Origin of the sequence: Pseudarthrobacter sp. J47 (assembly GCF_049810315.1) — a bacterium.
GTDB lineage: Bacteria > Actinomycetota > Actinomycetes > Actinomycetales > Micrococcaceae > Arthrobacter.
Genome location: NZ_CP187358.1, coordinates 1,491,448 through 1,505,060, shown reverse-complemented (window position 1 = coordinate 1,505,060; position 13,613 = coordinate 1,491,448). Strand labels below are relative to the sequence as shown.

Sequence of the window (13,613 nt, the reverse complement as noted above, 5' to 3'; positions counted from 1 at the left end):
CACCGACCACTGACATTTTTACCGTCAAAGCCGCCACCAGGGAGAAAAGAACAAAAAACAGCGCGCCTCCCCCGCAAAGGGAAGGCGCGCCGTCGTCAATCAGTGAAGGGAATTACCGCTTCCGGCTCCGCTTTTCACGAACACGCATGCTGACCTCGATGGGCGTACCCTCGAAGCCGAACGTCTCGCGCAGCCGGCGGGTGATGAAACGGCGGTAGCCCGGATCCAGGAAGCCGGTGGTGAACAGCACGAACTTCGGCGGCCGGCTGGACGCCTGCGTGCCGAACAGGATGCGCGGCTGCTTGCCACCACGGACCGGGTGCGGGTGCGCCGCAACCAGCTCGCCCAGGAAGGCGTTGAGGCGTCCGGTGGCAATACGCTTGTCCCAGCTCTCCAGCGCAACATCCAGCGCAGGAACCAGGCGGTCCTTGTGCCAGCCGGTCTTGGCGGAGATGTTCACGCGCGGCGCCCAGGCAACGTGAGCCAGGTCCCGCTCGATCTCCTTTTCCAGGTACGTGCGGCGTTCCTCATCCAGCAGGTCCCACTTGTTGAACGCGAGAACCAGCGCGCGGCCGGACTCGATGGCCAGCTGCAGGATGCGGACATCCTGCTCGCTGAGCACCTCATCAACCGCCAGAAGTACGACGGCGACCTCCGCCTTTTCGAGCGCGGCCTGCGTCCGGAGGGAAGCGTAGAAGTCCGCGCCCTGTGCCATGTGCTGGCGGCGGCGGATGCCTGCGGTGTCCACGAAACGCCAGGTGCGTCCGCCCAGTTCAATGAACTCGTCAACCGGGTCGCGGGTGGTGCCGGCGGTGTTGTCCACCACCACACGCTCGGAGCCGGCCAGCTTGTTCAGCAGCGAGGACTTGCCCACGTTCGGGCGGCCAATCAGCGCAATACGGCGCGGGCCGCCGGAGCGCTCCACGCCTTCGATAGTGGAGTACTCAGGCAGCGTGTCAATGACGTGGTCCAGGAGGTCAGCCACACCACGGCCGTGCAGCGCGGACACCGGGTACGGCTCGCCGAAGCCCAGGCCCCACAAGGTTGCGGAGTCCGCTTCCTGCGCGAAGTCGTCCACCTTGTTGGCCACCATGATCACGGGCTTCTTGCTGCGGCGCAGCATCTTCATCACGGCTTCGTCAGTGGCGGTGGCGCCAACAGCGGAGTCCACAACGAACAGCACGGCGTCAGCCAGCTCAACGGCCATTTCGGCCTGCTCGGCAACGCGGGCGTGGATGCCGCGGGCATCGTGCTCCCAGCCGCCAGTGTCAACTACCGTGAAGTTCTGGCCGTTCCAGCTGGCCGAGTACATCACGCGGTCGCGGGTCACACCGGGGGTGTCCTCCACCACGGCTTCGCGGCGGCCCAGGATACGGTTCACCAGCGTGGACTTGCCCACGTTCGGCCGGCCGATGATGGCCAGGACCGGATCCAGCTTGACTGGACCGTCGAAGTCCTCATCGTCGTAATCCCCACGCAGCAGCGCGGCGTCATCCTCATCCAGGTCGTAGTCTTCAAGACCCGCCCGGAGGGACGCGGCACGTACCTCGGCCTCGTCGTCGTCAATCGCCGCAAGCCGCTCGGCCACCTGGTCCGTGCCGGTGGGCGTGTAGTCTTCTTCGCCGGAACCCTGGGGGCCGGAGTTGGGAGTCGATTCGCTCATTGCACTTTCCTTAGATGGTCATCTGCCGGCGTCCCGGCTACTGCTGTGGTGGTTGCGGTGCGCTCTGCCTGCGGCAGAACGTCAGGCACAGAATCGGGCAAAGCCTGCCCGCTGCGCTCAATGGCCTGTTGGACCGTGCCGGCCAGCGCAGCCCGGATTTCCGCCGCCGCCCTGTCCATTGAAACACGGCCGGATTCCCCGTCCTGGCGTCCAACACCAATGGCGGGGCCGAAATAAACATGGAAGCGCCGCCCCGGCCTGGGCAGCGAGTCAAGATGGTCAGCGCCGGTCCTGGTGCCCAGGATTGCCACGGGAACCACCACCGCCTGCGAATTCAGTGCCAGCCAGGCCACGCCGTTGTTGATGGCGTCCGCCGTCCCGCCACCCCGGGTACCTTCCGGCAGGATCCCGATGCACCGCCCGGCGTCGAGGATTTCCTTGCTGAGGTGCAGCACGCCGCGGTCCCCCGTGCGGTCGACCGGCAATTGCCCGGACGCCCGCAGCACAAAACCAAGGAAGCCCTTGAACATCTCCTTTTTGACCAGGATGTGCATCTTCCGCGGTGCCGCGCCGAACAGGACCGGCCCGTCCAGGTAGCTGATGTGGTTCGCGGCGAAGATCACCGGGCCGCTGACGGGAACGTTCTCACGCCCGGTCACGGTGGTCCGGTAGACCACGTGGTCCAGGATCCAGCCCACGCCCCGGCTCCATCCCATGGTGAGCGGGGACGGGATCCGCCGCTCAGTCACGGTTCAGCACTTTGGTCACGATCACCAGGGCCGCCTGGACGGTTTCCTCGAAGTCCAGATCGGAGGAATCGAGGGTCACCACACCATCGGCTGCCTGGGTGAAATTCACGACGGCGGAGTCCTTGGCATCGCGCTGCGTCACCTGGGCTGCCAGCTCGGCGTCACTCTGGGTGCCGCCCAGCTGGGCGCCGCGGCGGCGAAGCCGTGCTTCCTCGCTGGCGGTCAGGAGCATCCGGACCTCGGCGCCGGGGGCAACCACGGTGGTGATGTCGCGGCCCTCAACAACGATGCGCCGGTGGTGCTCGTCAATGATGGCGCGCTGCCGCCTGATCAGTTCCGTCCGGGCACCGAGCGTGGTGGCCACGGCGCTGACGGCCGAGGAAATGGCGGGCTCACGGATCAGGTCAGTGACCTCAACACCGCCCACGCGGACGTACTCCTCGCGCGGGCTGGTGCTGATGTCCAGCACCAGGTCCCTCGAAGCCTGCTCAACGGCGGCGGCATCCTGGAGGTCGATCCCGGCGTTGAGGCAATGCCAGGTCAGCGCACGGTACATGGCGCCGGTATCCAGGTACGCAACGCGCAGCCGCCGGGCCACTTCCTTGCTCACGCTGGACTTGCCCGAACCGGACGGCCCGTCAATGGCGATCACCAGCGAGCGGCCCACCCGGAGGGCAGGCATAGTGTCGATCAGTTCCTGTGTCATCACTGCAGTACCCGCCATCCACGGTCGTTCAAAGCTTCGATCAGGTGGTCATGTTTGTTGGGCAACACGGAAATCTCCACCATGCCGACGTTCTGTCCGGACGAGTGGTCCAGGCGCAGGTCTTCCAGGTTGACGCCGATCTCGCCGATCTCCGTGAGCAGCTGCGCGATCTGGCCCGGACGGTCATCCACCAGCACCGTCAGCCACGAATACGCCTGCGGTGGTCCGCCGTGCTTGCCCGGAATCCGGACCTGGCCGGCATTGCCCTCGCTGATCAGCTGGGCAAGGTCAAGCCTGGCGCCGGGAGCGGTGGGGTCCTCGAGCGTGCCGATGAGCCGGTTCAGGTCCTCACGCACGCCGTACAGGATCTCCACCACCTTTTCGGCATTGCTGCCCAGGATCTGCACCCACAGGGCCGGATCGCTCGCGGCAATCCGGGTCACATCCCGCAGCCCGTTGCCAGCCAGGGACAGCGCATGCAGCGGAGTCCCCTGCAAACGGCTGGCCAGGAGCGAGGACATAATCTGCGGCAGGTGCGACACCAGCGCCACAGCCTCGTCATGCTCCTCAGCCGTGAACTGCGAAACCACAGCACCCAGATCGGTGGCGAGGGCCCGCGCAACGGCAAGTGCCGCCGTCGAGGTTTCCTCCGCCGGGCACAGCACCCACGGCATGGACGTGAACAATTCACCGCGCGCCGCCACCGGCCCGGACTTCTCCCGGCCGGCCATGGGGTGCGTCCCCACGTAACGGCCCAGGTCCGCTCCCCTGGCCCGAAGATCAGCCTGGATGGCCGCCTTCACGCTGGCAATATCCACCACCACGGCATCCGGGTAACGCTTCAAGGCATCAAGTACGACGTCGGCAGTAACGTCAGGCGGTGCGCCCACCACTACAAGCTCCGGCGCAGCGCCGGCAAGCTCACCCACGGGCCGGCCGGCGCCGATATCAACGGCGACGGCCTGGTTGGTGGGCGAAGGATCAGACAGGTAAACCGGCACGCCGCGGCCGCGCAGCCCCAGGCCAATGCTGGTGCCAAGCAGCCCCGTACCGATCACCAGGACCGGGCCCTTCAGCTGGCCCGGACCCTGCGCACGGAATGCGGACATCCCTAGAGCCCCACGGAAGCCATCAGGTGGCCGACTTCCTGCCTGCCCAGATTGCGGATGCTGCCCTGGCGCTGGTCACCCAGGCCAATGGGACCAACCTTGACCCGGACCAGGCGGATCACCGGGAAGCCCACGGCGTCAAACATCCTGCGGACAATACGGTTCTTGCCGGAGTGCAGCACCACTTCGATCAGCACGTGGCCAGGAGTGGAGTCCACCAGGCGGAAGGAATCCACCGCGGCGATGCCGTCTTCAAGCTCAACACCGTGCTTCAGCTGCGCGCCAACACCCTGCGGGAACGGGCCCTTGACCTGGACCAGGTACGTCTTGGGTACCTCGTACGACGGGTGCGTCAGGCGGTTGGCCAGCTCGCCGTCGTTGGTCAGCAGCAGCAGACCCTCGGTGGCGACGTCCAGCCGGCCCACGTGGAAGAGGCGTTCGCCGTGCGTGTTCCGCACGAAGTCGCTGATGCACGGACGGCCGTCAGGATCCTCCATGGTGGAGACAACACCCTTGGGCTTGTTGAAGACCATGTAGACAAGGCTCTCATCCAGCTGGATGCGGATGCCGTCCACGTGGATCACAGCCTTCTCCGGGTCAACGCGGACGCCGAGCTCCGTGACAACCTGGCCGTCGACCTCAACACGGCCTTCAGCGATCATTTCCTCGCAGACGCGGCGCGATGCCACGCCGGCCTGGGCCATGACCTTCTGCAGGCGGACGCCGTCGGCGTCGTGCAGCTCCGACTGCGGCACGGGGCCGCGGGGACCGCGCTTGCGTGATGGCTTGCGGACCGGTCCCAGGTTCTGGCCGAACCGCTCGCCACCGAAGGCACGGGTACCGAAAGTCTTGGCAGTGGCAGTACGCGGCTTCGGCGCACCCGGAGTACCCGGGGCCTTGCCGGCGCCCGGCTTCCCGGCACCTGCCTTGCGAACATTGGAGCGCGCGGCCGGCTTGCGCGAACCGGCGGCGGCAGCGGCGGCGTCCTGGCCACCCTGCTCATCCGGATCGATAAAGCGTTCCTCGCGCGGCTTGGGAGCGCGCTGCGGGCGGCCCGAGCCGCCGAAACCTGCGCCGAAACCCGCGCCGCGTCCTGCGGAGCTGCCTCCCGAGCCGCGCCCTGCGCCGCTCTGGAAACTGCGTCCTGAATTTTGTCCCGAACCGTTACGTCCCGAACCGTTACGTGGTGAACCCTGGCGTCCCGCCTGTGTCATGACCCGTCCTTCGTTGATGATGCCCGGCAAAGAGCTGTCCGGAAACAACCCTAGCCAGCCGCGCAGAATTCGTCTGCACGGATAGTGAGTAAATCTGCAGGCGGGATTCCCCGCCTACATGGTGCCGGCGTCGTAAAACTCGTCGATTCCTTCAAGCCCCGGAAGATGGGGCAAAAGCTGCGGCAATTCAGCCACCGAACCAATACCCATTCTCTCAAGGAAATAGGATGTGGTCCGGTAAAGGACAGCACCGGATTCCGGATCAGTTCCCGAATCCTCGATCAGTCCACGCTGGGTCAGCGTCCGCACGACGGAGTCAACATTGACGCCACGAATCGCAGACACCCTGGCCCTGCTCACCGGTTGCCGGTAGGCAATCACCGCCAGTGTCTCCAGGGCCGCCTGCGTCAGCCTTGCTGTTTGCCCCTCAAGGACAAAACGGCCAACGACGTCGGAGAATTCGGCGCGTGAATACAGTCGCCAACCGCCGGCTATGTTCCGCAATTCGAAACCCCGGGGGGCGGTTCCTGAATCGGAACCCGCATCCGGGGCTTTAACAGTATAGCCGTTATACTCCGCCTGGAGTTCCGCCAGCAGCGCCTCCACCACCGGCACGGTCAGCTGCAGCCCCGCGGCGAGTTCCGCCGTCGTGGCCGGCTGGTCCAGCACCATCAGCACGGCTTCCAGCGCGGCCTTCCGGCCACCGGGGAGATCGTCCAACTCGTGCTGATCGTCCAGGTTCTCCAGCTGTTCCACTGACTGTTCCGTCATGGCTGCTCCTCAAACTCTTCACTCAGGTTCTCGCTGGTCCATTCATCAGGCCCGGCGCTCCAGCGGACCGTCAGCTCACCCAGCGGCTGCACCTGCTCAAAGGCCACCGCCTTGTCCCTGTACATCTCCAGCAGCGCCAGGAACCGGGCCACGATCACCAGGGTGGAATCGGCGTCGGCAATCAGCGTCCGGAAGGACAAGGCGCCGCCCTGCTGGAGCAGGACGCCCAGGATCTCGGCCTGCTCACGGACGCTGACGTTGCCGCCGTGCAGGTGCGCCAGGCCAACCTCCGTGGGCGCCGGCTCCTTGGGCTCCAGCGCCTTCCGGGCCAGCTCCGCGAACTGCTCAGGCGTGTGCCGCCAGACGAGTTCGGGCAGCATGGCAGCGAAGTGGTCATCCAGGGCAACCTGCCGGGGATACCGGGCGGCTTCATCTTCAAGGGTCCGGGCCATCATGCCCGCCACTTCCTTGAAGGCCTTGTACTGGAGGAGCCGTGCGAACAGGAGGTCCCGGGCCTCCAGCAGCGCGATGTCTTCCTCATTCTCGACCTCGCCTGCGGGAAGCAGCCGAGCCGCCTTGAGGTCCAGGAGGGTGGCGGCGATGACCAGGAACTCGCTGGCCTCATCCAGCGCCCATTCCTCCCCCAGCTTCTGGAGCCGGCGGATGTACTGGATGAACTCGTCAGTGACCGTTGCAATGGCCACTTCAGTGATGTCCAGCTCATGCTTGGCAATCAGCCCCAGCAAGAGGTCAAAGGGGCCGGTGAAGTTCGCCAGCCGGACTTCGAAGCCGGCCCTGGGCTCAGCCATTGTTGCTACGGCGCGCCGCCGCGCGAGATCAGTTCCTTGGCCAGCCGGCGGTAGGCGTCCGCACCGATATGGTTGCCCGCGTAGCTGGTGATGGGCTCTGCCGCGACGGTGGCGTCAGCGAACTTGATGGACCGCTTGATGACTGTTTCGAACACCTTGTCCCCGAAGGCCTCCACCAGGCGGGTGATGACCTCGCGGCTGTGCAGGGTGCGGGCGTCATACATCGTGGCCAGCACGCCATCCACCTGCAGGCGCGGGTTAAGCCGGTCCTGGACCTTGTCGATGGTTTCCACCAGCAGGGCCACGGCACGGAGGGCAAAGAACTCGCAGATCAGCGGGATGATCACGCCGTGAGCCGCGGTCAGCGCGTTAACCGTGAGAAGACCAAGCGAGGGCTGGCAGTCGATGAGGACGACGTCGTAATCGTCTTCGACCTTCTTCAGCGCACGGTCCAGCACCTGCTCGCGGGCAACCTCGTTGACCAGCTGGACTTCCGCTGCGGAGAGATCGATGTTGGCAGGCAGCAGGTCCACATTTTCGACGCCGGTCTGCTGGATGGCGTCCCGGATGTCCACCTTGCGGTCCATCAGCACGTTGTAGACAGTGAGGTCCAGCTCATGCGGGTTGGCGCCAAGGCCTGCCGAGAGCGCGCCCTGGGGATCGAAGTCCACCAGGAGGACGCGCCGGCCGTATTCGGCCAAGGCTGCGGCCAGGTTGATGGTGGACGTGGTTTTACCCACCCCGCCCTTCTGGTTGACCATGGCGATGACCCGGGCAGGGCCGTGCGAGGGCAGTGGCGCGGGCTCGGGGAATTCCCGATACGGGCGTCCTGTGGGGCCCATGACGGACTCTTCCAGATCGGTTTCCGTGCCTTCCAGAGTTGCTGAACCCTGTTCGCTGCTCACGTATCTATCCACACTTTCGATGACGGCGATTGTCTTGCTGGCTGAGTGCCGCTGGATGTCCAGCGCCGATCCTGCTTTCACCCTAGGCTACAGCGCCCGACACGGTATTCGGGGGAACTTGACTTGGCCGGACTTTTGAGCCTTGACCCTCTACTAGAGGTCGAAGGTTGGTCTTCCTGAACGGCAGAACCGCCCGTGCGCACTGCTGGCGCACGGGCGGTTCCGTCGTTGGATCAGGTCTGTTGGATCAGGTGGCTGCGGAGGTCAGACGCCTGCCCGGACGGGCTCGCCAACCGGCGCTTCGGAGGCTGCGGCCGCAGGTGCCTGTTCGCCGTGTCCGGCGATCATGGTGGTCTCGTCGAACGGAACCTCGCCGGAGAGCACGCGGCCCATCTGGCCGCCGTCGATTTCCTTGACCCAGGTGCCGATCAGCACCGTGGCCACGGCGTTGCCGGTGAAGTTGGTCAGGGCGCGGGCCTCGGACATAAAGCGGTCGATGCCAACGATCATGCCCACGCCGCCCAGCAGTTCCGGCTTGTGGGCTTGCAGGCCTGCGGCCAGGGTGGCCAGGCCGGCACCGGTGACGCCGGCTGCACCCTTGGAAGCGATGATCATAAAGACCAGCAGAGAGACTTGGGCGCCCAGGTCCAGCGGGGTGCCCATGGCGTTGGCAACGAAGAGGGAAGCCATGGTCAGGTAGATGGCCGTGCCGTCCAGGTTGAAGGAGTAGCCGGTGGGAACCGTGACGCCAACAACGGGCTTGGAAATTCCCAGGTGCTCCATCTTGGCGATCAGGCGGGGCAGGGCTGCCTCGGAGGACGACGTGGAGAAGATGAGGAGGTACTCGCGTGCCAGGTACTTCATCAGCTTGAAGATGTTGACGCCGGCCACTGCCCGCAGCAGGCCGCCCAGGATGATCACGATGAACAGGGCGCAGGTGATGTAGAACGCGGCCATCAGGGTGAACATGCTCACGATTGCCTGGAAGCCGGTAGCACCCACGACGGCGGCAATGGCACCGAATGCGCCCACCGGGGCCAGCCACATGATCATGATCAGGATGCGGAAGACCAGCGCCTGGCCGTGGCCGATGGCGGTGAGGATCGGGGTGGCGGTGCTGCCCATCTTCTGGAGGGCGAAGCCGACCAGGAGGGCGGCGAACAAGGTGGGCAGGACGGGGATGTCGCCCGGGATGATGCCCAGGAGGAAGGCAACTGTGCTGTCCACCTCAGCCTTTTTGGTGGGGTCGTAAGGAGCCAGCTTGAGGCCCTCGCCCGGGTGGATGAGGTTGCCCACCACCAGGCCGATGCCCAGGGCGAACGTGGACATAATGACGAAGTAGCCCAGTGCCAGGCCACCCACCTTGCCAACCGTTGCCGCCTTGGCGATGGAGCCGATGCCCAGGACGATGGTGCAGAAGATGATCGGCGCGATCATCATCTTGATCAGCTTGATGAAGCCGTCACCCAGGGGCTTGAGGGATTTGCCCACTTCCGGGAACATAAGCCCGACGACGGCGCCAAGGATCACTGCCGCAATAACGGCGATGTACAGGTAGTGGGATTTGTCGAGGCCTTTGCGGGCTGCTTTGGCAGGTGCCGCTGACTCTCCTCGTTGAGAAGCCATGATGTGTCTCCTTATGGATAGTCTGGTGGACGCTGCCGCACAGTCACTGGGCTCATCACGTCAATCCGATGTGATCTCCATCATTGGGCACGGCGTGACACGGCTCACTGTTGCGTTCATATTGGTCATGGGAGGTACTGATGATCCACCGCTGGAGCCTCGCACGCCGCCTGTTCGTGGCCAATCTGCTGGTGGTCCTGGTGTTCACCGCGATCGTGGGAACTGCCACGTTTGTGGACGCCCGGGACCACGCCTACCAGGAAGCCGGGCTGCGGATGACCGGCGTTGCCGCCGCCGTTGCCGCCAACCCGCTGGTGCTCCAGGCAGCCGACACTCCCGATCCCACCGCCGTCCTGCAGCCCTATGCGCTGGACGTGATGGCCAGTGCCGGGGCCGACTTCATCACCATCATGGCCCCGGACCGCACCCGGTGGACCCATCCCCGCGAGGAGGAGCTGGGCAACCCGTACATCGGTTCCATCGACGCCGCGCTGGACGGCCAGGTGTATACCGAGGTCACGGCAGGAACCCTGGGCCCGTCCGTTCGGACGATCGCTCCGGTCAAGGATGCCAGCGGCAACGTCAAGGCCCTGGTGGCGGCCGGCGTCACCGTCCGGACCGTGGATGTGGCGCTTTCCAGCCGGCTGATGGCACTGCTGGCCATTGGGCTTGCCCTGCTGGTGGGTGGCTCCCTGGCGGCCTGGCTGCTGGGCCGCTACCTGAAACGGGTCACCCGCGGCTGGGGGCCGGAGCAACTCGCACAGCTCTTCGCCTACTACGAATCAGTGCTGCATTCGGTCCGCGAGGGGCTGATCCTGGTGGACACGCGGGGCCGCGTAGTGATGTACAACGACCAGGCCGGCGAATTGCTGGGACTGCCGCAGCGCACCCCTGGCGCAGGGCCCGTCCACCCGCAGCCGCTGGCTGAACTTCCACTGACAGCCAGCCTCAAGGAGCTCTTTGAGTCCGGCCGGACGGCCCACGACGAAATCCACCTCACCGGGCCCCGCATTGTGGTGGTCAACCAGGAGCCGGCGGTGGGGCCCACCTCCCCCGGCACCCGCCGGCCCGCAGTCTACGGCACCGTGGCAACCCTGCGGGACCGGACGGAGATCGAGTCCCTGGGCAGCGAGCTGGAAACCATGCGGACCCTCTCCGACGCCCTCCGCGCCCAGACCCACGAACACGCCAACCGGCTGCACACCATGGTGTCCCTGCTGGAACTCGGCAGGACCCGCGAGGCCCTGGACTTCGCCACCCAGGACCTGGAACTCAGCCAGCAGCTCACGGACGAGATGATCAGCTCCGTGGACGAACCCGTCCTCAGCGCGCTGATCATGGGCAAAGCCTCCGAGGCCAACGAACGCGGCGTGAAGCTGACCCTGAACACTGAAGGTTCAGCCTCCGTGGCAGGTCTGGCCGTCCAGGACCTGGTGACCATCCTGGGCAACCTGCTGGACAATGCCATCGACTCGGCAGCCGAAGGACCCCTTCCCCGGGTGGTGGAACTCACCGTTGAGTCCGATGAAGAAGGACTGGACCTGGGCGTCCACGACTCAGGACCGCCCATCGACCCCCGCGAAGTGGATAACATCCTCAGGCACGGCTACAGCACCAAGCCGACGGACTCACCCGGCACCGGGTCCGGCGCTGGCACCGGCGTCGGCGGCCGTGGAATCGGGCTCGCGCTGGTGCGCCAGGCGGTCCAGCGGCTGGGTGGCACACTGACCATCAACGGCGTCCGGGGCACCAAGTTCCAGGTGTTCCTCCCCGCCCATCAACCGGAAGTCCACACATGAGCGAAATCCGCGTCCTCGTCGTCGAGGATGAAGCCGTTGCCGCCGCGGCGCACGCTGCGTACATCGGCCGGCTGGAGGGCTTTGCCCTGGCCGGCATTGCACCGGACGGGCAGTCGGCGCTGCGTCTGCTCACCGAGTTTGCCGCTGCAGGATCGCCCGTGGAACTGGTGCTCCTGGACATGAACCTGCCCGATCTGCACGGCCTGGATATTGCCCGCCGCATGCGTTCAGCCGGGCTGTTCGCGGACATCATCGCCATCACGGCCGTCCGGGAACTGAACATCGTGCGCAGTGCCGTATCCATCGGCGTGGTGCAGTACCTCATCAAGCCGTTCACGTACGCGACCTTTGCGGACAAGCTCACCAGCTACAGGACGTTCCGGCAGCAACTGGCAGGTTCCCTGTCCGGTGCCTCCCGTGCCGGTGCTTCGCAGAGCGACGTGGACCAGGCGTTCGCGAGCCTCCGCGCACCCACCGAACTCCCGCTGCCCAAGGGCCTGTCAGCGTCCACGCTGGAGGCAGTGAGCAATTTCCTGAAGGAGCAGGGAGCTCCGGTCTCCGCCAGTGAGGTGATGGGGCCGCTGGGCATGTCGCGCGTCACCGCCCGCCGCTACCTGGAATACCTGGCCGACGCCGGCCTGGTGGTCCGGGCGCCCCGTTACGGGACGCCCGGACGGCCGGAAAACGAATACCGCTGGAGCAAGGGCTAGACCACGGCGGGAAGCGCGGCCGCTTCCACCACGTGGCCGAACCGAAACGTGTTCAGCGGGTCCAGCGCGGCTTTTGCGGCCGCCAGCCGGCGGTATGTGGCCTCGTCCCACGCCCGGGCCCGGTCTGCGGCGTCGGTGGAATGGCCGTGCAGGTTGACGAACGTCCGGCCGGTGACGGAAGGCTCCGGGGCCGCCCGCACACCGCTGAATGCCTGCTGGAGCGGTTCAAGCGTGTCCGGCGTTGCGATGCCCACCATAAAGAAGCTGAACGCCGCGTCCCGTCCACCCACGCAATCGGTTCCGGGTACTCCGCGCAGGGCGCCGCCCATCAGGCGGATCTCGCCCATCAGCACCGGGGAATCAACGCCCGGGCCCAAATGCTCCAGGATCGCGGCCACTGCGCCCGCATCCAGCCCGGACAGCAGGAAACCACTTTCACGCACGGGCACCGGCTGTTCGGGGTCCTGATGGATGGTTTCGAATCGCTGGTACGGCAGAAGGCCAGCAGAGTCCATCATTATTGGCGCGCAGGCCCGCATCGGTTCAAGCAGGCGGGCGGCCTGGACGATGTCGCCCTGATGTGCGTACCGGAGATGCGCCAGGAATTTGCCGCGTACCGGCTCAGGCACTGTTTCAGCATCCGGCAGGCGCATCAGTGCCAGCGACGCCGAGGCGTCCTCCGGCAGGCCGGGCGCCCAGGCGGCAAACGCCTCGAGGACGTCGCCGGCGGATTCGCCCGGGTAGTAGATACCGCCGGCGTACAGCCTGTGGTCCGGGAACAGACGGAACTCAAGGGCCGTGACGATCCCAAGATTTCCCTTGCCGCCGCGCAGGAGCGCGAAGAGTTCCGGATGGCTCTCCGCGTCCACGACGTGCAGGTTGCCGTCGGCCGTGACAAAGTCCATGGACACCACGTGGTCCGAGGCGAAGCCGTATTTGCGGCCCAGGACGGGCAGTCCGCCGCCCAGGGTGTAGCCGATGACACCGACGTCGAACGTGGACCCGGACAAGCCCATCAGTCCGTGGAGCGCGGCAACCTTGGCAACCGCCTTCCATGTGACGCCGGCCCCTACACGCGCCGTTTGCTCGATGGGGTCCACGCTCAGCTCCAGCATCCTGCGGGTGCTGATGAGGAGCCCACCTTCGATCGGGTTGGTGGCTCCGTGCCCTGTGGATTGCACGGCGACGGGCAACTGCCGCGCGGCCGCCCACTGTACTGCGGCCACAACGTCGCTGGCATCCAAGGCACCAAAGACGAGGTCGGGCGAATGGATGGTGGCCAGGTTGAAGGCAGCGATTTCCGCTGCGAATCCGGGGTCCGACGGCTGGAAAACCGGGCCTTTGGCGGCGAAACGGAGTTCAGACACGTCATGGGAAGTGAATTGCATATGCATTGGGGTCTCTCGTTTTGGACGGATGCTCCCCAGCAGGCCTAACAAGTTTATCTATCGAATGGATAGAAAGGAAGAGGCGAATTTTGTGTATACATAAGCTCCCGCACTTCGGTCATCTCCCTAAGTTCGTCGCTTTTTCGGCTCATCAATGTATACAC

12 protein-coding genes are annotated in these 13,613 nt (G+C 65.6%); 2 read left to right on the top strand and 10 right to left on the bottom strand.

The features are described 5' to 3' along the window. Positions 1 to 112: 112 nt before the first annotated feature. From der to ACPJW8_RS06715, 9 genes are all read right to left on the bottom strand, one after another. Positions 113 to 1,663 (bottom strand): ribosome biogenesis GTPase Der, encoded by a 1,551-nt coding sequence (gene der, locus ACPJW8_RS06755; protein ID WP_330189614.1) that lies wholly within the window; start codon positions 1,661 to 1,663, stop codon positions 113 to 115. Continuing rightward, positions 1,660 to 2,379, bottom strand: a complete 720-nt coding sequence (locus ACPJW8_RS06750; protein ID WP_330189618.1) for a lysophospholipid acyltransferase family protein — start codon at positions 2,377 to 2,379, stop codon at positions 1,660 to 1,662. Before ACPJW8_RS06750 ends, der begins: the two co-directional genes overlap by 4 nt. A 25-nt stretch (positions 2,380 to 2,404) precedes the next feature. Beyond that, positions 2,405 to 3,118, bottom strand: coding sequence for a (d)CMP kinase (gene cmk, locus ACPJW8_RS06745; protein ID WP_330189613.1), 714 nt, complete (start codon positions 3,116 to 3,118; stop codon positions 2,405 to 2,407). After that, the gene (locus tag ACPJW8_RS06740) at positions 3,118 to 4,227 is read right to left on the bottom strand and encodes a prephenate dehydrogenase (RefSeq protein WP_330189612.1); all 1,110 of its coding nucleotides are present in this window, start codon (positions 4,225 to 4,227) and stop codon (positions 3,118 to 3,120) included. Before ACPJW8_RS06740 ends, cmk begins: the two co-directional genes overlap by 1 nt. A gap of 2 nt (positions 4,228 to 4,229) precedes the next feature. After that, positions 4,230 to 5,441 (bottom strand): pseudouridine synthase, encoded by a 1,212-nt coding sequence (locus ACPJW8_RS06735; RefSeq protein ID WP_330189611.1) that lies wholly within the window; start codon positions 5,439 to 5,441, stop codon positions 4,230 to 4,232. A gap of 114 nt (positions 5,442 to 5,555) precedes the next feature. Then, positions 5,556 to 6,212, bottom strand: a complete 657-nt coding sequence (gene scpB, locus ACPJW8_RS06730; RefSeq protein WP_330189610.1) for an SMC-Scp complex subunit ScpB — start codon at positions 6,210 to 6,212, stop codon at positions 5,556 to 5,558. Next, positions 6,209 to 7,021: a ScpA family protein gene (locus ACPJW8_RS06725; RefSeq protein ID WP_330189609.1), complete on the bottom strand. Its 813-nt coding sequence runs from the start codon at positions 7,019 to 7,021 to the stop codon at positions 6,209 to 6,211. The genes scpB and ACPJW8_RS06725 overlap by 4 nt, the downstream gene beginning before the upstream one ends. 5 nt (positions 7,022 to 7,026) lie before the next feature. Continuing rightward, complete coding sequence (locus ACPJW8_RS06720) at positions 7,027 to 7,926, bottom strand: AAA family ATPase (RefSeq protein ID WP_330189617.1); 900 nt, start codon at positions 7,924 to 7,926, stop codon at positions 7,027 to 7,029. A gap of 264 nt (positions 7,927 to 8,190) precedes the next feature. Further along, positions 8,191 to 9,552 (bottom strand): cation:dicarboxylate symporter family transporter, encoded by a 1,362-nt coding sequence (locus tag ACPJW8_RS06715; protein ID WP_330189608.1) that lies wholly within the window; start codon positions 9,550 to 9,552, stop codon positions 8,191 to 8,193. A 140-nt stretch (positions 9,553 to 9,692) separates the two neighbouring features. Here ACPJW8_RS06715 and ACPJW8_RS06710 point away from each other — a divergent pair, with 140 nt between their 5' ends. Continuing rightward, the gene (locus ACPJW8_RS06710; RefSeq protein ID WP_330189607.1) at positions 9,693 to 11,351 is read left to right on the top strand and encodes a sensor histidine kinase; all 1,659 of its coding nucleotides are present in this window, start codon (positions 9,693 to 9,695) and stop codon (positions 11,349 to 11,351) included. Next, the gene (locus ACPJW8_RS06705) at positions 11,348 to 12,061 is read left to right on the top strand and encodes a response regulator (protein WP_330189606.1); all 714 of its coding nucleotides are present in this window, start codon (positions 11,348 to 11,350) and stop codon (positions 12,059 to 12,061) included. The genes ACPJW8_RS06710 and ACPJW8_RS06705 overlap by 4 nt, the downstream gene beginning before the upstream one ends. On the opposite strand, the gene ACPJW8_RS06700 is transcribed toward ACPJW8_RS06705, so the two are convergent. Further along, the gene (locus ACPJW8_RS06700) at positions 12,058 to 13,428 is read right to left on the bottom strand and encodes an FAD-binding oxidoreductase (protein WP_330189605.1); all 1,371 of its coding nucleotides are present in this window, start codon (positions 13,426 to 13,428) and stop codon (positions 12,058 to 12,060) included. The genes ACPJW8_RS06705 and ACPJW8_RS06700 overlap by 4 nt on opposite strands. Between the last annotated feature and the right edge of the window lie 185 nt (positions 13,429 to 13,613).